This is a genomic window from Vogesella amnigena (genome assembly GCF_042648905.1).
Taxonomy (GTDB): domain Bacteria; phylum Pseudomonadota; class Gammaproteobacteria; order Burkholderiales; family Chromobacteriaceae; genus Vogesella; species Vogesella amnigena.
In genome coordinates this window covers 1-24,982 of record NZ_JBHRYH010000009.1, presented here as the reverse complement: position 1 = coordinate 24,982, position 24,982 = coordinate 1, and the positions used below count along the sequence as shown (strand labels likewise).

Annotated in this window: 25 protein-coding genes and 1 tRNA gene; 8 read left to right on the top strand and 18 right to left on the bottom strand. The window is 63.8% G+C overall.

Going from position 1 to position 24,982, the window contains the following annotated elements:
• The first annotated feature begins 21 nt into the window (after positions 1–21).
• Positions 22–369, top strand: a complete 348-nt coding sequence (locus ACFOKJ_RS03720; protein WP_390276747.1) for a hypothetical protein — start codon at positions 22–24, stop codon at positions 367–369.
• Between the two features lie 51 nt (positions 370–420).
• Here ACFOKJ_RS03720 and ACFOKJ_RS03715 read toward each other — a convergent pair whose 3' ends face one another.
• Both ACFOKJ_RS03715 and ACFOKJ_RS03710 read right to left on the bottom strand, forming a co-directional pair.
• Positions 421–810, bottom strand: coding sequence for a hypothetical protein (locus ACFOKJ_RS03715; RefSeq protein ID WP_390276745.1), 390 nt, complete (start codon positions 808–810; stop codon positions 421–423).
• Positions 807–1,370, bottom strand: a complete 564-nt coding sequence (locus ACFOKJ_RS03710) for a thymidine kinase (RefSeq protein ID WP_390276744.1) — start codon at positions 1,368–1,370, stop codon at positions 807–809. The genes ACFOKJ_RS03715 and ACFOKJ_RS03710 overlap by 4 nt, the downstream gene beginning before the upstream one ends.
• A 177-nt stretch (positions 1,371–1,547) precedes the next feature.
• Here ACFOKJ_RS03710 and ACFOKJ_RS03705 point away from each other — a divergent pair, with 177 nt between their 5' ends.
• Positions 1,548–1,973, top strand: a complete 426-nt coding sequence (locus ACFOKJ_RS03705; RefSeq protein WP_390276743.1) for an acyl-CoA thioesterase — start codon at positions 1,548–1,550, stop codon at positions 1,971–1,973.
• A 211-nt stretch (positions 1,974–2,184) separates the two neighbouring features.
• Here ACFOKJ_RS03705 and ACFOKJ_RS03700 read toward each other — a convergent pair whose 3' ends face one another.
• The 7 genes from ACFOKJ_RS03700 to ACFOKJ_RS03670 all read right to left on the bottom strand — a co-directional run bounded on the left by ACFOKJ_RS03700 (position 2,185) and on the right by ACFOKJ_RS03670 (position 7,065).
• Positions 2,185–2,427, bottom strand: coding sequence for a hypothetical protein (locus ACFOKJ_RS03700; protein ID WP_390276742.1), 243 nt, complete (start codon positions 2,425–2,427; stop codon positions 2,185–2,187).
• Positions 2,411–2,977, bottom strand: a complete 567-nt coding sequence (locus tag ACFOKJ_RS03695) for a sigma-70 family RNA polymerase sigma factor (protein ID WP_390276741.1) — start codon at positions 2,975–2,977, stop codon at positions 2,411–2,413. Before ACFOKJ_RS03695 ends, ACFOKJ_RS03700 begins: the two co-directional genes overlap by 17 nt.
• Positions 2,970–3,434 carry a DoxX family protein gene (locus ACFOKJ_RS03690; protein WP_390276740.1) on the bottom strand — a complete coding sequence of 155 codons (465 nt, stop codon included), beginning with the start codon at positions 3,432–3,434 and terminating at the stop codon, positions 2,970–2,972. Before ACFOKJ_RS03690 ends, ACFOKJ_RS03695 begins: the two co-directional genes overlap by 8 nt.
• The gene (locus tag ACFOKJ_RS03685; protein ID WP_390276739.1) at positions 3,431–4,174 is read right to left on the bottom strand and encodes an HvfC/BufC family peptide modification chaperone; all 744 of its coding nucleotides are present in this window, start codon (positions 4,172–4,174) and stop codon (positions 3,431–3,433) included. Before ACFOKJ_RS03685 ends, ACFOKJ_RS03690 begins: the two co-directional genes overlap by 4 nt.
• Positions 4,171–5,013, bottom strand: a complete 843-nt coding sequence (bufB, locus tag ACFOKJ_RS03680) for an MNIO family bufferin maturase (RefSeq protein ID WP_390276738.1) — start codon at positions 5,011–5,013, stop codon at positions 4,171–4,173. The genes ACFOKJ_RS03685 and bufB overlap by 4 nt, the downstream gene beginning before the upstream one ends.
• Before the next feature lie 66 nt (positions 5,014–5,079).
• Positions 5,080–5,322: a BufA1 family periplasmic bufferin-type metallophore gene (locus ACFOKJ_RS03675; RefSeq protein ID WP_390276737.1), complete on the bottom strand. Its 243-nt coding sequence runs from the start codon at positions 5,320–5,322 to the stop codon at positions 5,080–5,082.
• Positions 5,323–5,490: 168 nt separating this feature from the next.
• The gene (locus tag ACFOKJ_RS03670) at positions 5,491–7,065 is read right to left on the bottom strand and encodes a chloride channel protein (protein WP_390276736.1); all 1,575 of its coding nucleotides are present in this window, start codon (positions 7,063–7,065) and stop codon (positions 5,491–5,493) included.
• 306 nt (positions 7,066–7,371) lie between these two features.
• Between ACFOKJ_RS03670 and ACFOKJ_RS03665 the strand changes: the two genes are divergently transcribed.
• The 3 genes from ACFOKJ_RS03665 (at position 7,372) to ACFOKJ_RS03655 (ending at position 11,413) form a co-directional block, all read left to right on the top strand.
• Positions 7,372–8,268, top strand: coding sequence for a MurR/RpiR family transcriptional regulator (locus ACFOKJ_RS03665; RefSeq protein WP_390276735.1), 897 nt, complete (start codon positions 7,372–7,374; stop codon positions 8,266–8,268).
• An 82-nt stretch (positions 8,269–8,350) separates the two neighbouring features.
• Positions 8,351–10,114, top strand: a complete 1,764-nt coding sequence (locus ACFOKJ_RS03660) for an S-layer homology domain-containing protein (RefSeq protein ID WP_390276734.1) — start codon at positions 8,351–8,353, stop codon at positions 10,112–10,114.
• Between the two features lie 168 nt (positions 10,115–10,282).
• Positions 10,283–11,413, top strand: coding sequence for a succinylglutamate desuccinylase/aspartoacylase family protein (locus ACFOKJ_RS03655; RefSeq protein WP_390276732.1), 1,131 nt, complete (start codon positions 10,283–10,285; stop codon positions 11,411–11,413).
• A 125-nt stretch (positions 11,414–11,538) separates the two neighbouring features.
• Here ACFOKJ_RS03655 and cyoE read toward each other — a convergent pair whose 3' ends face one another.
• Genes cyoE through cyoA form a run of 5 tightly spaced genes read right to left on the bottom strand, consistent with a single transcriptional unit; the run spans position 11,539 to position 16,367 of the window.
• Complete coding sequence (gene cyoE / locus ACFOKJ_RS03650) at positions 11,539–12,504, bottom strand: heme o synthase (RefSeq protein ID WP_390276731.1); 966 nt, start codon at positions 12,502–12,504, stop codon at positions 11,539–11,541.
• Positions 12,462–12,788, bottom strand: coding sequence for a cytochrome o ubiquinol oxidase subunit IV (gene cyoD, locus ACFOKJ_RS03645; RefSeq protein ID WP_390276730.1), 327 nt, complete (start codon positions 12,786–12,788; stop codon positions 12,462–12,464). The genes cyoE and cyoD overlap by 43 nt, the downstream gene beginning before the upstream one ends.
• On the bottom strand, positions 12,788–13,405 hold the full coding sequence (gene cyoC, locus ACFOKJ_RS03640) for a cytochrome o ubiquinol oxidase subunit III (RefSeq protein WP_390276729.1): 618 nt from the start codon (positions 13,403–13,405) through the stop codon (positions 12,788–12,790). Before cyoC ends, cyoD begins: the two co-directional genes overlap by 1 nt.
• A 6-nt stretch (positions 13,406–13,411) precedes the next feature.
• Positions 13,412–15,451, bottom strand: coding sequence for a cytochrome o ubiquinol oxidase subunit I (gene cyoB / locus ACFOKJ_RS03635; RefSeq protein WP_390276728.1), 2,040 nt, complete (start codon positions 15,449–15,451; stop codon positions 13,412–13,414).
• A 7-nt stretch (positions 15,452–15,458) separates the two neighbouring features.
• The gene (gene cyoA / locus ACFOKJ_RS03630; protein ID WP_390276727.1) at positions 15,459–16,367 is read right to left on the bottom strand and encodes a ubiquinol oxidase subunit II; all 909 of its coding nucleotides are present in this window, start codon (positions 16,365–16,367) and stop codon (positions 15,459–15,461) included.
• 275 nt (positions 16,368–16,642) lie between these two features.
• On the opposite strand from cyoA, the gene ACFOKJ_RS03625 reads away from it, so the two are divergent.
• The gene (locus ACFOKJ_RS03625; protein WP_390276726.1) at positions 16,643–16,855 is read left to right on the top strand and encodes a hypothetical protein; all 213 of its coding nucleotides are present in this window, start codon (positions 16,643–16,645) and stop codon (positions 16,853–16,855) included.
• 58 nt (positions 16,856–16,913) lie between these two features.
• Here ACFOKJ_RS03625 and ACFOKJ_RS03620 read toward each other — a convergent pair whose 3' ends face one another.
• Entirely contained in the window at positions 16,914–18,908 is a 1,995-nt protein-coding gene (locus ACFOKJ_RS03620; protein WP_390276725.1) for a site-specific recombinase, read from the bottom strand.
• Between the two features lie 523 nt (positions 18,909–19,431).
• Complete coding sequence (locus ACFOKJ_RS03615) at positions 19,432–21,072, bottom strand: acyl-CoA synthetase (RefSeq protein ID WP_390276724.1); 1,641 nt, start codon at positions 21,070–21,072, stop codon at positions 19,432–19,434.
• A gap of 205 nt (positions 21,073–21,277) precedes the next feature.
• On the opposite strand from ACFOKJ_RS03615, the gene ACFOKJ_RS03610 reads away from it, so the two are divergent.
• Together ACFOKJ_RS03610 and ACFOKJ_RS03605 are read left to right on the top strand one after the other, a co-directional pair.
• Positions 21,278–23,314, top strand: a complete 2,037-nt coding sequence (locus ACFOKJ_RS03610; RefSeq protein ID WP_390276722.1) for a PAS-domain containing protein — start codon at positions 21,278–21,280, stop codon at positions 23,312–23,314.
• Positions 23,296–24,033 carry a response regulator transcription factor gene (locus ACFOKJ_RS03605; protein WP_390276720.1) on the top strand — a complete coding sequence of 246 codons (738 nt, stop codon included), beginning with the start codon at positions 23,296–23,298 and terminating at the stop codon, positions 24,031–24,033. The genes ACFOKJ_RS03610 and ACFOKJ_RS03605 overlap by 19 nt, the downstream gene beginning before the upstream one ends.
• A 241-nt stretch (positions 24,034–24,274) precedes the next feature.
• Here ACFOKJ_RS03605 and ACFOKJ_RS03600 read toward each other — a convergent pair whose 3' ends face one another.
• Positions 24,275–24,754 (bottom strand): YbaK/EbsC family protein, encoded by a 480-nt coding sequence (locus ACFOKJ_RS03600; RefSeq protein WP_390276719.1) that lies wholly within the window; start codon positions 24,752–24,754, stop codon positions 24,275–24,277.
• A 123-nt stretch (positions 24,755–24,877) separates the two neighbouring features.
• Positions 24,878–24,954 (bottom strand) — tRNA-Asp (locus ACFOKJ_RS03595).
• Positions 24,955–24,982 lie beyond the last annotated feature (28 nt).

The window sequence follows — 24,982 nt, the reverse complement described above, 5'->3', positions numbered from 1 at the left end:
GTGTGACGCGTCACCCAACCCATGCGAGACCCCTGCGACCACTACACCATTGACCTGATTGGCGGCGTTCGCGCCAAGCCCGGTCGCAAGCCGCTGGGGGAGCGCGCGATGACACCGGCCGAGCGCAAGCGCCGTAGCCGCGAGCTGCGCCGCAATCGCCTGCAGGAGCTGTCGGTTACCGTGGAGCTGTCGCGCGACGCGCAAAAGGCGCTGGACAAGATGATCGAGTGGTGGGGGGTGAGCAAGAAGGAGGCCATCAACCGCGCCATGCTGATTGCCTGCCACTCGCAGACCGGGCGCACTGCCTCGCTGTTCGAATTCGAGCCGGAACCCCCGGCCAGGTACAAGCCGCGCCGGCACAAGGCCTGAAACAACAAAGCCCTTGCGTAGCGCGCAAGGGCTTTGTCGTTGGCGAGAGAATCAGCCCTGGCGTTTGCCGCCGGTAAGCTGGTGGTGCGCCGCCAGCACCTGGTAACAGCCCTGTGCCGCCTGCTGCAGCGCGGCAGCCTGCGGATGGTCGGCAAACTGCAGCTCGGCATCCAGTGCGCGCAGTGCGCGGCGCGCGCTGGTGCATACCTCTACCGCGGCATTGAAGTCGGCGGCGCAGATTACCTTGCCGTTGCGGATGCGGCGCGCGTACACCCCGGCCATCTGCGCGTACTTGGTGGCCAGTTCGCAAGCCTGCCAGGTCGGGTCCTCCGCCAGGGTGGCAAACAGCGCCAGGGTATGGGCGCAGGCAGCTTCGGCCTGGGCAAAGCGTTGCTGCTCGGCCTGCCGGCTGCCGGCGGGTTTGCGGGTCTTGTCGTTCATGCTGCCTCTCCGGCGTAAAAACATTCGGCACATACCGCCTGGTAGCGGCTTTCGTCTCCTATCTCCACCTGCGGGCCCTGGTGCAGGCGCTGGCCGGTGGCATCGGTGCGGATGTGCATGGTGGCCTTGCGGCCGCAACTGCAGATGGTCTTGATCTCCTCGATATCCTCGGCCAGCGCCAGCAGCCAGGCGGCGCCGGGGAAAGGTTCGCCGCGAAAATCGCTGCGCAGGCCAAAGCAGATCACCGGCAGCTGGCGCGTATGCGCCAGGCGGTGCAACTGGCGTACCTGCTCCGGGGTAAGGAACTGCGCCTCGTCCAGCAGCAGGCAGGCCTGGCCGCTGTAGTCGCCGGCCAGGAAATCATGCGCGGCATCGAAGGTATCGGCATCGCGCTGGATATTCAGCCGCGAAGTGATCTTGCCCTGGCCGTAGCGGTCGTCGATGGCGGCGGTGTACAGCCGCACCGGCTTGCCCATGGCTTCGTAATTGTGGGCGATCTGCAGCAGCATCGTGCTCTTGCCACTGTTCATGGCGGCGTAGCGATAGAAAAGTTTGGCCATGGCGGCGATGTGGTGCGGGAAGGGCGGCCATTGTACCTGCCGGGGCCTGCCGGGTGAACAGGGCATTGCCCGGCGCGCAGCCTCGGCACATGGTCTGGTGGGCGGGCCATCTTACGTTAACGTCACTGTGTGGTTATGATTGCTGCGCTGCACATCAAAAACAACAAGGGCTGACACATGGAAAAGCAACTGCCACTACTGGATACCCGCTACATCACCATGCGCTGGGGCGATATGGACGCGGTCGGGCATCTCAATAACACCTATTACTTCCGCTACATGGAACAGATCCGCGTGGAGTGGCTGGAGGACGCCGGCTTCCCCATCGAGCCGACCGGCATCGGCCCGGTGCTGGGGCATACCAGTTGCCGCTACCAGCGCGAGCTGACCTACCCGGCCACGGTGGCCATCACCATTGAAGTGGAAAAGGTTGGCCGCAGCAGCCTTAAACTGCGCCACCACTTTTACCGCCAGGACGACCCGGCCACGGTGTACGCGGTGGGCGAGGCCACGCTGGTGTGGGTGGACTACCAGGCCGGCAAGACGGTGTCGATCCCCGACCCCATCCGCACGCTGCTGCGCGCGGCCGGCGTGGAGGCCTGAAGGGCCGACTGGTCGGTGTGACGGTTACCGGTCAGGGGGGGGCAGGCCCCTCCGCCGTAGTCATGCAGGTGACTGCCATGCACAGGAGCCTGCTTTGCGGCCAATGCGTGCTATCCGGCCAAAACTGTCGTTCGCAACTATGGGGAACGGCTTCTGCTTCCAGTCAATGGCAGCTTTGCGCAAGCAACAGGTTTGGTCGACAAGCCAGTAGCTAGCGCTCGTGTAGCTTGTCGCTGATACGCGCGCGCACCTCGGCGGGCATGCTGCCATCTGCTTCCGGTTGTTGTGCCTGAGCGGCCTGCAGCAGTCGCTGCATTTGCTCCAGCTGTGCCTTGTGGCAGCGGCAATGGCGGCAAATCATCAGGTGCAGGGCGATTTGCGCACGGCGGTAAGTGGTGAGCGGTACCTCGCTCGCCAGTGTCAGGTCACGCGTTACATCACGACAAGCTGCCATCACGGCCTCCTTCACTCAGGCATACCCGCAGTGTTTGCCGTGCCCGGAACAGCAGCTGGTACATGTTCGCGCTGCTGATGCCCAGGCTGCTGCATACCGATTCGGCCGGTTCGTCGTTCAGTTCGCGCAGCCAGAACAGTTGCGCCATCCGGCGTGGCAGTCGGTTCAGGCAGGCATCGATCAGCAGGCGCAACTGCTTGTTGTCCAGCTCGCGCGACGGGTCACGCCAGGCGACGGGGGTATGCGCCCAATGGCCAGCAGCGGTGAACAGGTCATCTTCGCCGACACTATTGTCCAGCTCGGCTTCATCCGGAACCTGCTGCCAGTGCTGCTGCTCGCGGAGCAGATCGATGATCTTGAACTTGAGGATGCCGATCAGCCAGGTCTGCACGCTGGACTGGCCGGCAAACCGTTCGGCGCCTTCGAGTGCCGCCAGTAGCGTGTTCTGCACGGCTTCCTCGGCAAGGTGCGGGTCGCGCAGACGGCGCAGCGCGAAGGCATACAGCACATCGCCGTGTGTATCCAGCCATTGCAGTGCAGGATTACTCATATTGTTCCTTATGCGTTCGCTTGTGCGACAGCCAGCCTTCCAGCGACCAGCTGCCTGCACCATGCAGCACAAGATAGCCCAGCAGTACGCCCCACAGGTAGTGGTCCTTTAGTTCCAGCGCCTCCAAGGCGGGGTAGGAGATCACCGCCATGGCATTCACGATGAATAGCCCGGCCGCGGCGAAGCGTCCCGGCCAGCCCAGCACCAGCAGCACAGGCAACAGCAGTTCGCCTGCGGTGCCCAGCACGGCTGCTGGTGCCGGTGGCAGCAGTGGCACATGGTACTCCTCGGTGAACAGCAGCAGGGTGGTGTCCCAGTCGCGCAGCTTGGTCAGCCCGGACAGGAAAAAAACCTTGCCGACATACAGGCGGGCGGCAAGTGCCGCCAGCGGCTGCAGCTTGATTGCTCCGCATGTAAACAGGCGGTATGCGGCCAACGTGGTATCCAGCAGTTTCATGCTTGTTCTCTTTCATGGGTGGCGAGCGCGGTGACGGCGCCACTGGCAAACAGCCAGCCCAGCCACTCGCAGACTGGCGCATCCGCATCCATGGCCAGGGCGGTTTCCAGGGCCGGCAGTACCGGCAGGCCACCTTGCAGCGCCTGGTACAGGGCAAACCGGGCCGGTGGTATCTGCAGCCAGTTGTCGCGCAGCACCAGTACGGCCTGACCACCGGCGGCAATATCCGCTGCTGCGGCCCCCTGATGCATGGCCAGCAGGTCGGCAATCGGCCAGTCTGCCGATTGCACCAGTTGCAGCGCCGGATGTAGCCGTAGCGTCAGGGTTGCCAGCGTGGCGGGCGGCGTGTCGTTCAGGGTGTCTGGTGGTATCGGCTCGGCCTCCTCGGCCAGAAAGGCCTGCCAGCACGCCCAGTCCAGCTGCGCCACCACAGCCAGATACGGCAGCGCCGCAGCCGGCGCGAAGCCTTCGATGAAGGCTGGGAAATCTGCGCCCAGTGCATGCAGGTTGGCCGCATTGGCCGGCGTGGTATCGACATGGACGCGCGCCATCGCCGTGAAAAAATCCGCGCCCACCAACGCCTGTACTGTGGTGAAGGTATTTGCCAGCGCCGCGATGCGATTGATGCGGCAGTTGGCGCGATAGTGGCGCATGCGTTCGGCGTGCAGCAGGCCGGCTGGCGGCGCTACGTCGTTTTCCAGCAGGGCAGCAAAACCGGAAATGGCGGTGGCGTAGCTCATGACATCGCCTCCAGGGTGGCGCCCTGCAAGCGCTGGATGTGGCTGGCCAGCTGGCGGTATTCCCGGTGCAGCGCGGCGAATGCGCCCAGATTGCTGTCGCGCTCCAGCAGTACCGGTCGAGGCCCCCAGGTTTGCAGGGCGTCATCCAGCAGCTCCAGTACCGCTGGTGCCGCCGGCGCACCATGCGTGTCGATGGCGGTGCCGTCGAGGTATTCGAAGCCGGCAACATGGATTTCCGCGACGGCGGCTGCCGGCAGCGCGGCGATTTCCTTGCGGGGCGCTATCCCCAGATTCAGGGCGTTGACGTGGAAATTGTTCAAGTCGACCAGCAGGCCGCAGCCGGTACGCCGGTGCAGCTCGGCCATCAGCTCGCCTTCGCCAATCACCTCGCCGGCAAAGCTCACGTAGGCCGACACGTTTTCGATCAGCAGTGGCCGCTGCAGCAGGTCCTGCACCTGGCAGATGCGGCTGGCCAGGTGGGCAATCACGCCATCGACACGCGGCACCGGTAGCAGGTCGTTGTAATAGCGGCCGGCATGGCAATTCCACGCCAGATGCTCGGATACCGCTGCGGGCTCGATACGTTGCACCAGCGTACGCAACTGCGCCAGGTGCTGTGCGTCCAGCTCGCCAATCCGCCCCAGGCCCAGCCCCACGCCGTGCAGGCTGAGCGGGTAATCGCGGCGAATGGCCAGCAGGCTTTTCAGCGGCGCACCGCCGCCAAAATAGTTCTCGCTATGTACTTCCCACCAGCCGATTGCCGGGTGTTCCGCCAGCACGGTTTCGACATGTGCTGCGCGCAAGCCCAGGCCGGCGGACAACGGCAAGGTAGCCAGCATGGCTATCTCCTCAAGGTGGATGGCCTGCAGCCATTCGCTGCGAATGGCTGCCGGTGCATCGCATGGTTACATTGCCTTGAGGGTGCCTTTCATATCCACGCAGGTGCCGGCCGGCACGTACTTCCACTCCTTGGCGTCGTTATCCTTGCTGGCCTGGCCGGCGCAGGCATGGCCATTGGCCTTGCAGTCGTTCTGGCCAGCCTTGGCCACGCCAAAGCATTTTTCTTTTTCGGCGGCGACGGCGGTGGTGCTGACACCGGCAGCCAGTACGGAAGCCAGGGCAAGCGACATCAGGGTAGTTTTGTTCATGGTGTGTCTCCAGTTCAGTGGTCAAGAGGAAGCGTCCTCTGTCACTTGGTCGGAGCACACGCCGGCTTCTGACAGCCAGGGACGAATTTTTTTGCAGCGGGGGTAGTTGCCGTAACTGGCAGGCACCATGAAGCGCCTGTTTGGCGGGGGAAGGTCCGGTTTGATGACTTAATGGGGCTTGCCCAGATAGCGCCTGGCCAGCGTATGGTAAAGCGGTGCCGAAAATGAGCGGGATACCATGCTTGCCAGAAAGGCGCTGGCAATCAGGCTGATGACCATCGAGTGTCCGTCGATCATTTCCATCACGATTACAAAGGCAGTAATGGGCGCCTGTGTGACTGCGGCCAGAAATGCCGTCATGGACAAGGCAATCCATGCGCTGTTGCTCACATCCAGCAATTGCAGGCTGGCCAGGTTCTGGCCGATGCCTGCGCCCACGGCCAGGCTGGGGGCAAAAATGCCGCCCGGGATGCCGGCAAAGTAGGAAAGCAAGGTGGCAAGCATTTTCTCTGGCGCATAGAGCAGTGGTAGCGCTTCCTGGCCATTTAGCGCTTGTTGCGTTGGCAGATAGCCACTGCCGTGGGTTGTGCCATTGGATAAGAACCCAAGAACGGCGACTGCAAAGCCGCAGCAGGCGGCAAACAGGACTGGCCGTTCAGCCCGGAGCCTGCCGATAAGGCCTGGCCAAGGCTGCAGGCCTAGCAACATGCAGCGCGAAAACAGCCCGCCAAGGCAGCCGGCAATCAGCCCGCTGAACAGGATGGGCAATGCCAGCTTGCTGCTGACATTGCCAACCACCAGGTGGCCAAAATAGGTGTAATTCCCCTGCAGGGAAATGGAAATGACACCGGCCAGAATGATTGCGGTCAGCAGCACCCCGTTGGTGCGTTCTTCAAATTTTCGACCAAGTTCTTCAATGGCAAACACAATGCCGGCCAGTGGCGTATTAAACGCCGCCGCGATGCCTGCTGCGCCGCCGGCCAGAATCAGGTGATGTGGCTGCACGGGGAAGCGCCGTGGCAATAGCTTGCGCATTGCGTGCATGACGCCGGCGCCCACCTGTACTGATGGCCCCTCTCGACCGCTGGAGAAGCCGCAGCCCAGGGCTGCCGTGCCAAGCAGAATCTTGCCAATGACAATGCGCAGCGATGTGAGGCGGAGTCTGTCTTCGTCACTGCTGTGTTTCAGTGCAGCAATGACTTGCGGGATGCCGCTTCCCTCGGCGCCGGGAAAAAAGCGGCGGGTCAGCCAGGCAATCAAGGCGCCACCGGCAGTGGTGAGCAGGAATGGTGACCAGGGGTGACTGTGCCGCAGGGTGTTGAACAGCTCGATGGCAATGTCTACCAACCGTGCAAACAGGACAATCAGCAATGCAGCGAGCAGAGCGCCGGTCCAGACGGCCAGGCGGCCTTTCCATCGGCGCCAGTGAACCAGCAGCAGGACGCGGGAGGAGGGGTAGATGAGTAGCAGCTTCATGATAAAAAACAGGCGTGGCTCCAAGAGCCACGCCCTGTACTGACAGTATGTATCGTTGTTCAGAGCTGCTCTCAACTCAGTGCTTAAGCGTAGCATGAATTTATTTTTGCACAAAACAACAATCGTGTTTTTCACACCAAGCTGTGGTGTACCCGGGCAAGAAGGGGCCTGGATATCTGCTGGTGTGCAATGTTTCGCGCACCTGATGTGTGGCTGGCCAAGCTTGTCGCCCGCGCTGTGATAGTGCGGGGCTTCGAACGTATTCATCTCAATCACGACTTTGGCCTTATTCAGTAACTCCAGGCTGGCCGGGCACAAGACGCGCAGATGCAGGGTTTTGCCTTCTTGCTGCTTGCGGCTGGGCAGTGTGTCGATTACCTCAGGGGCGAAGTTATCCGCCGCGCGCCGCGTAGCAATGGCTGCCGTGCTGCGCTCGTCCTGGTTCTGGTGTTTCCCTGTCGTTCAATCACAACATCCGGGTGCTTGCTTGCCGGCAGCTGGTGGCTTCTGCTTGCCTGCGCTTGGTTTTGATGTAATTATTTTCATAAATTACAGATATGAAAATAAATATTCATGACCACATCCTTGCACGACACCAGATTGATGCAGCGCGTACAGCAGGCCTTGCCGCAGTTGACGCCTGCGCTGCGCAAGGTGGCGGAACACCTGCTGCGCCACCCCTTGCTGGCCGCCACCCAGGGGATAGAGGAGTGGGCCAGGGCGTGCGATGCCTCGCCGGCAGCGGTAAACCGTTTTGCCAGCAGCATGGGCTACGCCGGTTTCGCGGCGCTGAAGGCAGAACTGGGAGCGACACTGCAGGCGGTTGCCTCGCCGCTGAACAAGCTCGCTCAGCAGCTGGACGGCACGCAAAGTCATGACACCTTCGGCAAGCTGATCGCCGTATCGCAGACGAATCTGCAGACCACGGCAGACAGTCTCTCTGCCGCCGGGTTCGAGGCCGTGGTGGCGTCTCTGTGTGCCGCGCGGCGGGTGTATGTGCTTGGCTTTGGCAATAGCTACTACCTGGCCGGGCTGGCGGCAAGCAACCTTGCCCCGTACTGCGATGCCCAGCTGGCCAGTGCCGAAGGCGGTAATGAAAACGCCGCCTACAAGCTGGCCGGCGCCGGGAGCGAGGATGTGGTGCTGGCAATCACCCTGCCGCGCTATTCCCGCGATACCGTGCAACTGGCGCGATTCGCCGCCGAGCGCGGCGCCCGTATCGTGGCCATTACCGATTCTCCTGCATCGCCGCTAGCCGCTGTGGCAAGCCATGCCTTGTATGTGGCGGCCGAGCATCCGGTGCTGTCTGCGGCCAACAGTGCCGTGTTGGCGCTGATCGAGGCACTGGTTGCCGCGGTGATGCTGCGCAACCCCGATGTGCTGCGCCTTTCCGCCGAGCTGTCGGAAAGCCTGCTGGACTACCTCTATATCGATCAGCCGCTGGCCGCGCCGCGTCCGCGTGGCCAGTGACAAGGGCGCGGGCAGCGGGCTGCCCGCATCCGCTCCGGATAACAACAAAAGCAGTGACTTTCGCAGCCGAAACGGAGGAGATATGACGCACCAAAACAAGCTATTGCCGCTGCTGCTGGCGCTGGCAGTGACCATGCCCATGGCCGATGCCCTGGCACAAGGGCACCTGCTGGCGGTGGGCGGTATGCTGCGGGCCAGCAACAGCACGGTCCATCAGAAGTTTATCGAGCTGGCAGGGGGCGCAGCGCAGGCCCGTATCGCCATCATGCCCACCGCCAGCGGCAGCCAGTCGTCCAGCAAGCGCTTCAAAGCGGAGTTGCAGGCACTGGGCGTGCCCGAGGCCAATATCAGCATCGTCAACATCGACCGCAAGAATTACCTGCAGACCATGAACGATCCCGCTGCAGTGGCCCCGCTGCAGGGTGCTACCGCGGTGTGGTTTGTCGGGGGTGACCAGGCGCGCATTGCCCGCGCGCTGTTCAATGCCGATGGCAGCCCGTCGCTGGCCATGCAGGCCATCCGCCAGGTGAAGGAGCGGGGCGGGGTGGTGGGCGGCACCAGTGCCGGCGCCAGTATCCAGGGGGCATGGATGCCCACCGCCTATGGCGTGGTGATGGATACCCTGGATTTCGGCGTGGCGCCCCGCGCCGACATGCGTGGCACTGCCGTACTGCGCGGCAGCGGGCTGTTCGACGGCATCATCGACCAGCACCTGGACAAGCTGGAAGAAACCAGCAGCGGGCGTGTTGCCCGCATGGCCAGCTACCTGCTGGGCAACAAGCAGCCGCGTGGCTACGGGCTGGATACCAATACCGCAATGTGGGTGAAACCGGATGGCTCGCTGGAAGTGCTGGGCGAGGGCTATCTCACCGTGCTGGACACCAGTGCTGCCAGCATGGGCTTCAATGAATTTGGCAGCGAGATCCGCAATGTCAGGCTAGCCATGCTGGGGCATGGTGACCGCTTCGACCCGGCGCAGGGGGTGGTGACACCGCACCCGCAAAAAACGGCCATCAAGCTTGGCGATGAATATCTGAATGGCAACAGCCTGATTCCCGACCTGTCCGCCGTCAACGCCATCGGCCGCGCGGTGACCTACGGCCTGGCCGACAACACCGCCAGCCGGCAGCAAGGTTTGATGGTGCGCTACAACCCGGTGAGCGGCTATCACTACGGTTACCGCTTCACCTTCAGCAAGGGCGACAAATTTGCAGCCTGGAGCCGTTTTAACGACTCCCTGACCAATTACACCGTCAACGATGTGCGAATGGATATCGAACCCGTGGATGCCATGCTGCAGCACCCTGTCCATACCGTGCCACGGGATATCCGCGCCAGCCGCCACCCGCAGGCGGTCAAGGCGGTGGTGTTCCGCGGCATCCTGTCCCGCAACGAAGGCGGCATGTTCGAGCCGGCACGGGCAATTACCCGTGCCGAACTGGCCACGGCGCTGCAGATGACCTTGCAGGGCGAGCCCAAGGCGGGCGAGCAGCCGCTGCTGCGCGATGTGCCGGCGGATCACCCGGCGCGGCAGCTGATTGCCATTGTGGTAGGTAATGGCTGGCTGGCCGGTCACGATCACTTCTGGCCGAACGATGCCGTGACGCGACAGGAGTTTGCCGTGGCTGCCGTGGCCATGTACGAGAAATTCCGGCAACAGAAGCTGGAGCAGAAAGCCAGCCTGAACGACGCCGGCAGCATGGATGTGGCCTATGCCGATGCTGCGGCCAAGGTGGTGGCCGCCGGCTTGCTGGATGCTCGTGGCGGCAATTTCCACGGCATGAAGCCGGTAACACGCGACGAGGCCGCCATGGTGATCGCCAGCATCACTGGCCTGGTCAAATGATCCACCCGCCTGACGGCAGTTTCCCTAACCCTTGCGCTCATTTTTTTGCATGCCTGTGGTGAGCGTTTTGCCCGCTTCGGTGGGCTTTTTTTATTACGGCATGAAGCTATGCCGGCCGGCAGCGGCATGTCCGCTGCTGATGGTCATGCAAGACACGCGGAGAAGCACTTGGTAGAAATCGGCCATAACATCCTGCCCGCCAGCCTGGGTAACAGTAGCAAGATCACCAGTTTTCACTTTGGTAGCACCAGTAGCAGCCGCAAGGTGTATATCCAGGCCGCGCTGCATGCGGACGAGATCCCGGGCATGCTGGTGGCCTGGCAGCTGAAGCAGCAGTTGCAGCGGCTGGAAGCGGAAGGCCATCTGCAGGCCGAGGTGGTGCTGGTGCCGCAAGCCAACCCGCTCGGCCATGCGCAGACGCTGCTGGGGCAGCAGCTTGGCCGTTTCTCGCTTGCCAGCGGCGAGAATTTCAACCGGAGTTACAGCCGGTTGGCGGCCAGAGCGTATTCGCAGGTCAAATCCGCCCTGGGTAGCTGTGAGGCGGAAAATACCCGCCTGATCCGCAAGGCGCTCCTGCAGGCAATTGCGGCGGAAGTGCCGCAGACCGAGCTGCAAAGCCTGCGCTGGCACCTGATGCGCCTGGCCGTGGATGCGGATGTCGTGCTGGATCTGCACTGCGACTACAGCGCCGTATTGCATGTTTACACCGCAGAACGGCTGTGGGCGCAATGTGCGCCGCTGGCCAGCCTGCTGGGCTCGCAGGTGAATTTCGTATCGGATGCCGCCGGTGGCGACCCGTTTGACGAGGCGTGCTGCAAACCCTGGTGGGAGATTCGCGACATGGCTGCCAGTGATGGCCTCGATGTGCCGGTAGCACTGGCCTGCCTGGGGGTGACGATCGAGTTGCGCGGGCAGCAGGATGTCAGCGCCAGCCTGGCACGCCAGGATGCGGATGCCATCCTGGATTTCCTGCGCCTGCGCGGCTATCTCACCGACTGGCCGGTGGAGGTGTCTGCCGCCGAGCTGGCAACGCCGACACCGCTGGCCGGTTCCGAAAACATCATCGCCCCGCACCCGGGCATCGTGCACTTCCTGACCACGCCCGGCAGTCGGCTGCAACCAGGCGAGCCGCTGGCGGAGATCATCGACCCGGTCAGCAACCGGGTTTCGGTGCTGTCATCCAGATACGGCGGTGTGGTCTACACGCTGGAAAACCGGCATTACGCTACTACCGGCATGTGGGTGGCCAAGGTCGCCACCGGCCAGGCATTCAAGACCGGGAATCTGCTATCGGCTTAGGTGCCGCGCCATGGGGCGGGCAGGGGGAGGCGGGTCTGTCTGGCAGTAGCGTGTCGCCAATGAAAAACCGGCCGCAGCTTGCGCTGCGGCCGGTTGTTTTTGCAGTTAGTGGTGCTAGTCGGGTGTCAGGCAAACACCTGCAGCACTGCGGCCAACTGGCCGCCGGCGGCGCCGGGCACCGCCATGCGGCTGTCCACCGCCATCATTACCGACAGCGCGGTAATGGTGACAATCGAGAAGGCGAACACCTGCCGTGCCCACACGCGGTCGTCTGCGGCCTTGTGGCCGGACAGCGCCATCTTCAGCCACCACAGGCTGGTAGCCACCGCCACCACCAGGTAGCCGTAGCCCACGTAGCCGCCCAGCATCAGCATGATGGTCGCCACCATGAAGGCCAGGATGTACAGCACGATCTGGCGCTTGGCGGCGGAGATGCCGCGCACCACCGGCAGCACCGGAATGCCCGCCGCCTGGTAGTCCTGCAGGCGGAAGATGGCAATCGCGTAGGAATGCGGCATCTGCCACAGGCAGAACATCAGCAGCAGGATCGCCGCGCCCATGTCGAAGCGGCTGGTGGCGGCGCAGTAGCCGGCCACCGGCGGTACCGCGCCGGACAGGCTGCCCACCACGGTGCCGTATACCGACTTGCGCTTCATGTACAGGCTGTACACGCCGGCGTAGATCACGAAGCCGAACAGCGCGCAGGCGGTAGCCAGCGCATTGGTGCCGAACCACAGCGTGGCAAAGCCGGCAACGCCGAGCACGATGCCGTGCGCCAGCGCCGCGCGTACCGACATTACGCCGGTAACCAGTACGCGGCCCTTGGTGCGCGCCATCTTGCTGTCGATGTCGCGGTCCACGCAGTTGTTCAGCGAGCAGCCGGAGGCCACCACCAGCGACAGGCCGATGAGGGTGGCCAGCATCTGCAGCAGGTCGACATGCCCCTGTGCCGCCAGCAGGTAGCCGCCGGCGGTGGAGATCAGGTTGCCGAAGATGATGCCCGGCTTGGCTACCAGCAGATAGCGCTTGAGCTTCACGTTGGCCGCACTCAGCTTGGCATCATCAGCGCGTCGGCGCTGAAGATGATCCATACCGACAGCACCACCAGCAGCACGATCACTAGCGCGGTGAACAGGAAGGCCAGGGTGTTGACGCGGCCTTCGCTGCTGAAGTTCAGGTGCAGGAAGTACTTCAGGTGCACCAGGATCTGCACCACGGCGAAGCCGGCGATGGTCAGCAGGGTGTTGTGCGGGGTCAGACCGCCGTTCATTACCAGCCAGAACGGAATCACGGTCAGGATCACCGACAGCACGAAACCGGTCAGGTAGGAGGAAACGCTGCCGTGGCTGGCGGCGTGGTCGTGGCTATGGCTCATCAGATCGCCCCTTTCAGGTACACCACGGTGAATACGCAGATCCACACGATGTCGAGGAAGTGCCAGAACATGCTCAGGCAGTTCAGGCGGGTCATGGCGCGGCCGGTCAGGCCGGTCTTGACCACTTCCAGCATCATTACCGCCATCCACAGCAGGCCGGCGGTCACGTGCAGGCCGTGCATGCCCACCAGCGCAAAGAAGCCGGACAGGAAGGCGCTCTTGTCCGGGCCGTGGCCCTCGGCGATCAGCGCGCCGAATTCGTGCAGCTCCATGCCGATAAAGCTGGCGCCGAACAGGAAGGTCACCGCCAGCCAGCCCAGCAGGCCGGCCTTGTTGCCCTTGTGGCCGCTGATCATGGCAAAGCCGTAGGTGATGCTGGAGAACAGCAGCGCGAAGGTTTCCACCAGCACGAACTTCAGTTCGAAGATGTCGTGGCCGGCCACGCCGCCTGCCACGTTGCCCACCAGTACCGCGTAGGCGGCAAAGGCGCTGGCAAACAGGATGCAGTCGGTCATCAGGTACAGCCAGAAACCCAGCTCTACGCTGGCGCCGCTGTCGTGGTGCTCGTGGTCATGGGCATGATCGTGGTCATGCAATGCGTTTACTTGCGAAGTCATGGCTGCTTACACCTGCTCCAGAGTTTTTGCCGTGTGCGGACGGACGTTGCTGTCGCGCTCCTCGTAGCGGTCGAAGTCGATGCCCATCTTCTCGAAGCGCGCGCGCTCGATGGCTTCCACTTCTTCCGGCTGCACGTAGTAGTCCTTGTCGTTGTCGTAGGCGCGCGCCAGCATGCTGGCCACGATGCCCACCAGGCCAACGATGGACAGCCACCAGATGTGCCAGATCAGCGCAAAGCCGCACACCAGGGTGAAGCCGCCGATGTAGACGCCGGCCGCGGTGTTCTTCGGCATGTGGATCGGCGCGTACTGCTTGGGAATATCGTAGGCCACGCCTTTTTCCTTCATGTCGGTGAACGCGTCGATGTCATGCACCTGCGGCAGGGTGGCGAAGTTGTAGAACGGCGGCGGCGAGGAGGTGGACCACTCCAGGGTGTGGCCATTCCACGGGTCGCCAGTCACATCGGCCAGTTGTTTGCGGTTGCGCAGGCTCACGAACAGCTGCAGCAGCTGGCAGCCGATGCCGATGGCGATCAGCAGCGCACCGATGCAGGCCACGTACAGCCACGGGGTCCACAGTGGGTTGTCTGTGTGGTTCAGGCGACGGGTCATGCCGAGGAATCCCAGCACGTACAGCGGCACGAAGGCGAAGTAGAAGCCGGTCTGCCAGAACCAGAACGATGCCTTGCCCAGGCGCTCGTCCAGCTTGAAGCCGAAGGCTTTCGGGAACCAGAAGGCGAAGCCGGCCAGGTAGCCGAACACCGCGCCACCGATGATGGTGTTATGGAAGTGGGCGATCAGGAACAGACTGTTGTGCAGCACGAAGTCGGCGCCCGGCACCGCCATCAGTACGCCGGTCATGCCGCCGATGGAGAAGGTGATGATGAAGCCCAGGGTCCACAGCACCGGCGCGGTAAAGCGCAGGCGGCCACGGTAGATGGTGAACAGCCAGTTGAATAGCTTCACGCCGGTGGGCACCGAAATCACCATGGTGGCAATGCCGAAGAAGGCGTTGACGCTGGCGCCGGAGCCCATGGTGAAGAAGTGGTGCAGCCACACCATGAAGCCCAGCACCGAGATCACACCGGAGGCGATGATCATCGAGGTGTGGCCGAACAGGCGCTTGCCGGAGAAGGTGGAAATCACTTCGGAGAACACGCCGAAGGCCGGCAGGATCAGGATGTACACCTCGGGATGGCCCCAGGCCCAGAACAGGTTCAGGTACATCATCGGGTTGCCGCCGGCTTCGCTGGTGAAGAAGTGGAAGCCCAGGTAGCGGTCCAGCGTCAGCATGGCCAGAGCGCCGGTGAGGATCGGGAACGAGGTCACGATCAGCACGTTGGCCCAAGTGCAGGTCCAGGTGAAGATCGGCATCTGCATCAGCTTCATGCCCGGTGCGCGCATCTTGAGGATGGTCACCAGGAAGTTGATTGCTGTCAGCGTGGTGCCGATACCGGATATCTGCAGCGCCCAGATGTAGTAATCCACTCCCACGCCGGGGCTGTAGGCCAGCTCGGACAGCGGCGGGTAGGCTACCCAGCCGGTCTTGGCGAATTCACCAACCCCCAGCGAGATGTTCACCAGCGCGGCGGCGGCCACCAGCAGCCAGAAACTCAGCGAGTTCAGGAACGGGAAGGCCACGTCGCGGGCGCCAATCTGCAGCGGCACCACGATGTTCATCAGCCCGGTCATGAACGGCATGGCCATGAAGATGATCATGATCACGCCGTGGGCGGTGAAGATCTGGTCGTAGTGCTCGGGCGGGAAAATGCCGTGCGCGCCACCGGTGGCCATCGCCAGCTGGGTACGCATCATCAGCGCGTCGGCAAAGCCGCGCAGCAGCATGACCAGCGCCACGATGATGTACATCACGCCGATTTTCTTGTGGTCGACCGAGGTCAGCCACTCTTTCCACAGGTAGCCCCATTTGCCGAACTTGGTGATGGCGGCAATCAGGGCCAGGCCGAGCAGGCCGGCGCCCGAAAGCGCCCCCATGATGATGGGCTCGTGGAAGGGTATCGCTTCCAGAGTCAGTTTTCCGAACATTGCTTGCTTACTCCTTGGCTGCTGCGGGGGCGCACAGGCTGCTGCTCAATGCCTTGAGCTGGCTGGCGCTGAGGCCGGATTCCATGGCGGTCTGGTGGCCGGCCATGTACTTGTTCAGCACCCCGTAGAACAGGCCGGGGGCGACGGAAGAGAAGTACTGCACCGGGTGGTTCTCGCTGCGCTTGAGCAGGCTGGCGTAGTTGGCCGCATCCAGCGGTTTGCCGGCGCGTACCTGTTTTACCCAGTTGTCGAACTCGGCCTGGCTGTTCATCGCCAGGGCCTTGAACTTCATGCCGGTGAAGCCGGCGCCGCTGTAGTTGGCGGACATGCCGTCATAGCTGCCGGCCTGGTTGGCGATCAGGTGCAGCTTGGTCTGCATGCCGGCCATGGCGTAGATCTGGCCACCCAGCTGCGGAATGAAGAACGAGTTCATGGCCGCGTCGGAGGTGATCTTGAAGTTCACCGGGGTGTTTGCCGGGAAGGCCAGCTGGTTCACCGTGGCGATGTTCAGCTGCGGGTAGACGAACAGCCATTTCCAGTCCAGCGCCACCACCTGCACCTCGATCGGCTTCACGGCCGAATCCAGCGGGCGGTACGGGTCCAGCTTGTGGGTGCTTTCCCAGGTGATGTAGGCCAGCACCGACACGATGATGATGGGGATGATCCACACCACGGCTTCGATGCGGCCGGAGTGCGCCCATTTCGGCGTGTAGGTGGCGCTTTCGTTGCTGGCGCGGTATTTCCAGGCAAAGCCCAGTGTCATCACGATTACCGGCACCACTACCAGCAGCATCAGCAGCGTGGCGGTGATGATCAGCGATTTTTCGTCGGCGCCTACCTGGCCCTTGGGGTCGAGAATCCCCCCGGAGCAGCCGGCAAGCAGGGCGGCCAGGCCGGGCGCCAATGCTTTCGACATGGTTGAAGCGGTGCGTTTTATCATCCTGCGACCTTGGTGGTTTATGAATAATCTGGGTGTCGCGCCGCGGGCGCATGGCTGGCGGCTGTCCGGGTGTGTCCGGCGGCCTGCGGGCCGGGGCCTTGGCCGCAACTGGGGTGGTGTGCGGCACGCCGGCCGTGCCGGGTGCTGGCGGGCGGGCGTATCAGGTGCGGCGCGGGGTATGGCGGCAAAGCGAATGCAGAGGCGGGGCGCTGCATTCCTGACATTCAGGGACGGGCGCGATTGGAAGCGATTTGGCGGGCCGGCTCAAGCCGCCGGCTGAACATCTGGAAACAATTTGGCGGCGCAGGCGCTTGCACCTGGAGAAAGATTTTGCTGCGTTGCGGCAACTTGTTGATGTAGATCAATATATGCCTGAGACATTTTTGCTTGCCGTTACAAACGGCAGCAAAAAAACTCAGCTATTTGCCGGGTTTGCCATGATCCAGATCATGGTTGTTGCATGAAAGTCGGTGCTTGCCGGCGCCAGCCACGGCTATAGGTAGCTGGCGCCGATGCGGCCGGTCAGCCAGCGTCTGCTGGCTTGTCGCGGCTGGCGGGGGGAATCAGGAAGTCGCGTGGCTTGCGTAGCGCCAGTTTCAGTACCGCCGGCAGCAAGGGCAGCGCATCGCTGCCCTTGAGCTTGCGCGAGCGCAGCGCCACCCACAGCGCCAGGTTGAAGCTCACCAGCAGGTTGGTCAGGCCGATCAGCACCACGCCGGCCACCGCCCACAGTGCCATCTGCAGCGGCAGCTGGTAGTCGTAGCTCACCGCGGCATAGGACAGATAGGCCGAAGAGAAGGTGATGTGGCGGATGTCCAGCGGCAGCCCCAGCAGAAAGCCCACCGTGCCGGTGATGCCGAGGCACAGCCCGAAGTAGAAATTACCGGCCAGGCCGCCCAGGTTGTGCTCCACGTAGTGCGCCAGCCGGCGGGTGCGGCGCTCGCCCAGCAGCCGGTTCAGCCACGGCAGTGCGGCCAACCGTTGCGGTATCTGGCGGTAGATCGCCAGATTGTCGTAGTAGCCGGCGATCAGCCCGGCCAGGAACAGGTACACGCCGGCAATGGCGGCATGCAGCAGCGCCAGGCTGCTTATCGGGTTCTGGTCCTGCAGCAGGTGGCTGGCCTTGTCGATATCGATAACCGGTGCGCCGGTGGCCGCCTGCCAGGCAACGGCAATCAGCCACGCTACCGGAATCGCCACCAGCACATTGCCCAGGATCGCCACCAGCTGGGTGCGCACCACCTTGGCCACCAGTTCGGCCAGCTGCTGCAGCTGCGGCTTGCCGTTGGCCTGGTGAATTACCGCGGCAATGCGCGCGGCGGTCATGGCGGGCTGCTTGGTGGCAATGGTGAAGTGCAGTACGTGGATCAGCATGAAGCCCAGCGAGTAGTTGAGACCGAACGCCAGCGCTTCCCAGACCAGCGGCAGATGCAGCTTGGCCAGCAGCAGCTTGAACAGCGCCATGAAGCCCACGATCAGCCCGGCACCCATCGCCGCCCGCGCCATGTCCTTCCACTCGTTGCGATTCTCGGCAATGTAGTGCTCGCCATGGCGGCCGGCATGTTCGGTAACCTGGCGCGCCAGCAGCTCGGTGGTGCCGGTGAAGACGTCGCGCACGCTGTACTTGCGGTTTTCCGCCTGCACCAGCTCCGCCAGCAGGCGGAACAGGGTGCCATCCGTGGCCGGGCTGATGTCCGGGTCCAGCAGATGCAGGATGTTGCGCAGGCGGGCAATGTGCTGTTCCAGCCGCAGCAGGTGATAGGTAAGGCTCACCGACACGCCGCGCTCGCCGGCCACCTTGCGCAGGCGGGCTATCAGCTGCTCGCACTGGTCGAGCAGCACCAGTATCTGCTTGTCGTCCTCGGCCTGATGGCTGCTGTCCAGCATCGCCAGCCGCGCGGATTCCACGAACTGCTGCGCCTCGGCGGACAGGTGCAGGAACGGCGATTCGAAACGCTCGATATCCGGGTAGACTCGCACCAGCTCCGGCTCCAGGCCAATGGCGGTGATGCGCGCGGTGAGCACCTGCACCGCCTCCAGCAGCTGCAGGCGGGTGGGGTTGGCCGCGGTGGCGGGCTCCTCGGCCCAGGCCAGCGCCTGCCACAGCTCCTGCCAGACGCGGGTGTCCACCGCCGCTACCCAGCGGTAGTCCTCGCTGCCGCTGAACATCAGCCCGAACTGGTCGCACAGGTGGCTGCTGGAGCGGGCGGGCGGCAACAGCCGCTCGCCGATGCGGCGCTTGATCACCTGGGAGAAGGTTTCATTGGAAAGCAGGCCGGTGTCGGTATACAGCTGCACCTGGCGGGCTTGTGCCATCAGTTCGATGATGGCGCGGCGCAGCCCGGCGCGCCGCTCGGGGTGGCGGCTCAGCAGGTAGGTGAGGGCGCGCAGGTTGCTGGTGGCCTGTACGAAATCGCCGGCATCGTCCGGGCGCAGCTGGGCAATCAGCGCGGCCAGTGCGGCGACGGGGGAGTCTTCCGGCTGGCGTGCGGCCAGCTTGTCGAGCAATTGATCCATGCGGTGTCCAGAGGGTTGAGTGCCGCCCGCAAGCAGCGGGGCAGCAGGGGCTGGGCGATGGCGCGCAGCTGGCGCGCCGTGTGGATAGCCTGAACAGGCTGTATGACAGACAGGCGGGCCGGCGCGGGAGTTCAATAAATTATTGCCGCCAGCATGGCGAAAGGCCATATGCCGGTGGCCAGAAACGTGCCGTTGGCCGCAAGAAAACGCCCCAACCGTAGCCCGGATATGCGCAGCGCATCCGGGGTGGCGCCACCTCATCGCCACGGCGGCATGCGGGGAAATGCCGGTGGTTGTTGGTGGCCTCCTTTGCGGCATCCCTGGATGCGCCTGCGGCTTATCCAGGCTACGAATGGGGGCAAACGTTGGCCGTAAAAAAAACGCCCCGCCGAAGCGGGGCCGAGTGGGGAATGATAGTGGCAGCCGGGCCGGCGCCACAGATTGCCGCCCAGTCGCTGCCAGGCCATCGCCAACACCCCTGTTGGATGCGATGGCCGCCAGCGGCGGGGCAAACTCTGTTGTGCTACTCGATGGCAGACGCGGCGTTGGTCTGCTGGCGCAGCAGGAATTTCTGGATCTTGCCGGTGGATGTCTTGGGAATCGGCCCGAAGATGATGCGCTTCGGCACCTTGAAGCGTGCCAGATGGGTGCGGCAATGTTCGATTACCGCCGCCTCGTCGCCGGCAATGCCTTCCTTCAGCTCCAGGAAGGCGCACGGCACCTCGCCCCATTTCGGGTCCGGCAGCGCCACCACCGCGGCGGTGATCACGCCGGGGAAGCGGCACAGCACGTCTTCCACTTCCAGCGAAGAGATGTTCTCGCCGCCTGAGATAATGATGTCCTTGGAGCGGTCCTTGATCTTCACGTAGCCATCGGGCTGGATCACCGCCAGGTCGCCGGTGTGGAACCAGCCGCCGGACAGCGATTCCTGCGTCGCCACCGGGTTTTTCAGGTAGCCCTTCATCACCAGGTTGCCGCGGAACATGATCTCGCCCATGGTCTCGCCGTCGTGCGGCACCTCGGTCATGCTGGCCGGGTCCATCACTGTCATACCCTGCTGCATGGTGTAACGCACGCCCTGGCGGCCGTTGCGCTCGGTGCGGCCGCCAATGTCCATGTCTTCCCATTCATCCTGCTTGGCGCAGACTGCCGCCGGGCCGTAGGTCTCGGTCAGACCGTAGACGTGGGTGATGTTGAAACCCAGTTTCTCCATGCCCTCGATTACCGCCGACGGCGGCGCGGCGCCAGCCACCAGACAGTTCACCTGGTGATCGATACCCAGTTTGCAGTCGTCCGGCGCGTTGATCAGCATGTTGTGCACGATGGGTGCGCCGCAGTAGTGGCTTACCTTGTGTTGCTTGATGAGGTCGAAGATCAGGCGCGGATCGACGCGGCGCAGGCAGACATTGCTGCCGACGTTGGCCGCCATGGTCCATGGGAAGCACCAGCCGTTGCAGTGGAACATCGGCAGCGTCCACAGGTAGGTGGCATGGCGCGGCATGCCCCATTCCAGAATGTTGCACACTGCGTTCAGGTAGGCGCCGCGGTGGTGGTAGACCACGCCCTTGGGGTTGCCGGTGGTGCCGGAGGTGTAGTTGAGGGCGATGGCGTCCCATTCGTCGGCCGGCAGCTGCCAGTCGTAGCCTTCGTCGCCGCCGGCGATAAAGGTTTCGTATTCGATATCGCCCAGCCGCTCGCCGGGGCCGGCGTATTCCGGGTCATCCACGTCGATCACCAGCGGCGGGGTCTCCAGCATGGCCAGCGCCGGGGCGATGGTGAAGGAGAACTCGCGGTCGGTGATCAGTACCTTGGCCTCGCCGTGGCGCAGCATGAAAGCGATGGCTTCCGGGTCCAGCCGGGTGTTCAGGGTGTTGAGCACGGCGCCGCTCATCGGCACGCCAAAGTGGCAGTCGAACATCGCCGGGATGTTGGGCAGCATCACCGCCACGGTGTCGCCACGCACGATGCCGGCTTTGCCGAGCGCCGATGCCAGCCGGCGGCTACGGGCGTAGGCTTCTGCCCAGTTGTAGCGTATGGCGCCGTGGATCACCGCCGGGCGTGTCGGGTACACGTTGGCCGCACGCTCGATGAAGCTCAGTGGCGACAGCGCCACGTGGTTGGCCGCGGTTTGCGGCAGGTCTTGCTGGTATGCCTGCAGGGACATGCTGTGCTTCTCCTCTGGTCTGTCGCCGCTGTGTCGTTGCCGCCAGCCGGTCGTCGTGCTGTGTTCTCTGTTATGCCATCGATGATTGCCGGCCAACCTTGCACAACTATGTGGCAAATGTAACGAATGATTGCAGCGCCCCATTGCAGGGCAGGCTTGGCCTAGAATCAAAACTTTCGAATTGTTGCCGGGGGCCTTGTACGCCATGTCCCAAGCCGTAGTTGCCGACACCGAACCGTCTCCGCGCGGCGCCATGCTGCTGGCCGGGCTGGATCTGCTGGACCAGGGGGTAACGGTATTCGATGCCGATCTCAAGCTGGTGGCCTGCAATCAGCGCTTCCTGCAGCTGCTGGACTTTCCGCCCGCGCTGGGGCAGGTGGGCACGCCGTTCGACGCATTCATCCGCTATAACGCCGAGCGAGGCGAATATGGCCCCGGCGACCCGGCGCAGCTGGTGGCGGACAGGGTGGCGCTGGCGCGGCGGTTCGAAGCGCATGACACCGAGCGCATACGCCCGGATGGCTCGGTGCTGCGCGTGCGTGGCGAGCCGCTGCCGGGCGGCGGCTTCATCTCGCTGTATACCGACAAGACCGAGCAGCAGGCTTACGAGCGGCTGCTGCAACAGCAGAAGCAGGATCTGGAGTCGCATGTGCGTGAGCGTACCGCCGAGCTGGAAGCCGCCAACCGCCAGCTGCGCGAGGCCGATGCGGCCAACGCCCAGATCACCGCCGCACTGCGCCGCAGCGAGGAACGGCTGCGGCTGATTACCGACACCATTCCGGCGCTGATCGCCTACTTCGACAAGGATCACATCTACCGCTACGCCAACCGCGGCTACGCCGACTGGTTCGGCCGCCGCAACGAACACATCGTTGGGCGCCACATCGAGGCGGCGCTGGGTGGCAAGTTCTACGCCGCGGTGGTGGGCTATGTGAACGAGGCGCTGTCCGGCAAGCAAGTCACCTACGAATACTCGATGGACAAGGACGACGGCAGCACTATCTTCGCGCGCAGCACGCTGGTGCCGGAGATCGCGGCGGATGGCCAGGTGCTGGGCTGTTTCGTGCTGTCCTTCGACATCACCGAGCAGACCCAGACCCAGGCGGCGCTGGTGCAGGCGCAGAAAATGGAAGCGGTGGGGCAGCTGTCCGGCGGTATGGCGCATGACTTCAACAATATGCTCACTGTGGTGATCGGCAACCTGGCCGAGCTGCGCAGCCGCCATCAGCACGATGCCGAGGTGCTGGATTACCTCGACCCGGCGCTGCAGGCTGCCGAGCGCGGCGTGGCGCTGGTGCGCCGGCTGCTTACCTTTGCCCGCCAGCAGCCGCTGGCGCCGCGTGCGGTGAGCATCGCCAGCCTGTTCCAGGACATGCTGCAGTTGATCCGCCGCTCGCTACCGGAAAACATCGCGGTGAGCACGCAGCTGCCGGCGGAGGCGCTGCACGCACTGGCCGACCCGCACCAGCTGGAAAGCGCCATTCTCAACCTGGTGCTCAACGCGCGCGACGCCATGGGCGAGGGTGGGCAGCTGACCTTGGCCGCCAGCCGCATCACGCTGGCGGAGCGCGACAGCGAACTGCACCTGCAGCCCGGTGACTACGTGCGGCTGGAGGTGCGCGACAGCGGCAGCGGCATGAGCCCGGAAGTACAGCTGCGGGTGTTCGAGCCGTTCTTCACCACCAAGCGCTTCGGCTCTGGCAGCGGGCTGGGCCTGGCCATGGTGTACGGTTTTGCCCGCCAGTCCGGTGGTGCAGTGCGGGTAAGCAGCACGCCGGGCCAGGGCACGGTGTTCAGCCTGTACCTGCCGCTGACGCAGCCGGAAGTGGCGCTCACCGGCCGGCTCAACTTCAGTGGCAAGGCGGGTGGGCGCGAGCGACCGCTGGTGCTGCTGGTGGAGGACGACCCGGATGTGCGTCGCGTGGTGCGGCTGCAGCTCACCGGCCTGGGCTTCCCGGTGCTGGAAGCGGAAAGCGGCGACGAAGCGGCGGTGATGGTGGCCAGCATCGACGACATCGGTTTGCTGCTCACCGACATCGTGATGCCCGGCCAACTGGATGGCCGCGCGCTGGCGCAGCGTGCGCGCCAGTTGCGGCCGAAGATGCGCATCGTGCTGATGAGCGGTTACGATGAGGCCGGCCGTGGTGCTGCGGCCAACTTTCCCAAGCTGGAAAAACCCTTTACCCCGGCCCAGTTGGCCGCTTTGCTCGACGAGGTGATGCTGTGTCCGCCGCAACCCTGAACCCGGCCACCGATGCCGACAAACTGATCTACCTGGTGGAAGACGACCTGGCGGTGGCGCGGCTGATCGGCAACGTACTGCGCGACTATCACTTTCGCTGCGAGGTGTTCCACAGCGGCAGCGAACTGCAGCGCCGGCTGCGCCAGCAGCTGCCGGACCTGGTGATTCTCGACCTGGGCTTGCCGGACATGGATGGCATGAGTCTTGTGCGCGAGATCCGCGCCCATGGCCGCTGCGGGGTAGTGATCCTCACCGGCCGTGGCCATGTGGGCGACCGGGTGATGGGGCTGGAAAGCGGTGCCGATGACTACATCATGAAACCGTTCGAACCACGCGAGCTGGTGGCACGTGTACGTAGCGTGCTGCGCCGCTGCAGCGAGTTGGCGCCGGATCCCGTCAGCCGTGGTGGGCGGGTTGCCAGCTTTGCCGGCTGGCGCTACGACGCGGAAAGCCTGACGCTGACTGCGCCGGATGGCGGCGAAAAGACCCTGAGTGCCGGCGAAGGGCAGATGCTGCAGCGCTTTCTGGAACGCCCCAACCGTGTACTGCCGCGCGAGCAGCTGCTGGGGCAGGACGATATGTCGCCGTACGACCGCAGCATCGATGTACGTATCTCGCGGCTGCGGCGCAAGCTGGAGGACGACTCCTACAGCCCGCGCATGATCAAGACGGTGTATGGCGCTGGTTACTTGTTTCTGGCTGCGGTGAGCTGGGCGTAAGCCCGTATTGCCTGGATCCGCGGCGCGTAGGGTGGGCAAAGCGTAGCGTGCCCACCGATGGCGCCTGGGTGGTGGGCACGCCCTGCGGCCTTTGCCCGCCCTACGAGCCTGCAAAATCGAGCCGGTGTGCTCCAAGCCCGTAGCCCGGATAAGCGCAGCGCATCCGGGGAAAGGATCCGGGCGGTCGAAGCCGTTTTCCCGGATGCGCCTACGGCTTATCCGGGCTACCAGCTATGTGCCCTCAAGCGCCAGCAGTCTCCAGCGTCTGACACACGTCCACCCACTGCCCATCCACGATGCGCGCCAGTTCCGCCGGGCTGATACGCACTGCGGTGTGTACGTCGCCGGCGGCTGGCAGCACTTCCTCGTATACCTGCAGTGAGCTGTCCACGTACACCGGTAGCGGTTGCGCCAGGCCGAACGGGCACACGCCGCCCACCGGGTGGCCTGTCAGCTCGTGTACTTCCTCCGCCGGCAGCATGCGGCCCTTGCCGAAGGCATCCTTGAATTTGCGGTTATCGATGCGGGCATCGCCGCGTGCCACCAGCAGCACCACGCGGCTATCGGCCAGCCGGAAGGCCAGGGTCTTGGCGATGCGGCCCGGCTCCACGCCGTGCGCCTCGGCGGCCAGCGCCACGGTGGCAGTGCTGGTGTCGAGTTCGATGATGGGGATGTCAAGCTGGCGTTGCGCGAAGAAGGCGCGTACCGATTGCAGGCTCATGTTTGCCTCATGGTTGGTAAGCAAACGCTGATTATCGCCAGACTCGTGCAAACTGCAAACCATGGCGGCGTGGGAAGGGGAAAAAGCAAAAAGCCTTTCCAAGAGGAAAGGCTTTGCGTTTTCTGGCGGAGCGGACGGGACTCGAACCCGCGACCCCCGGCGTGACAGGCCGGTATTCTAACCAACTGAACTACCGCTCCAACCTAAAGCTTGGTGGGCGTTGACGGA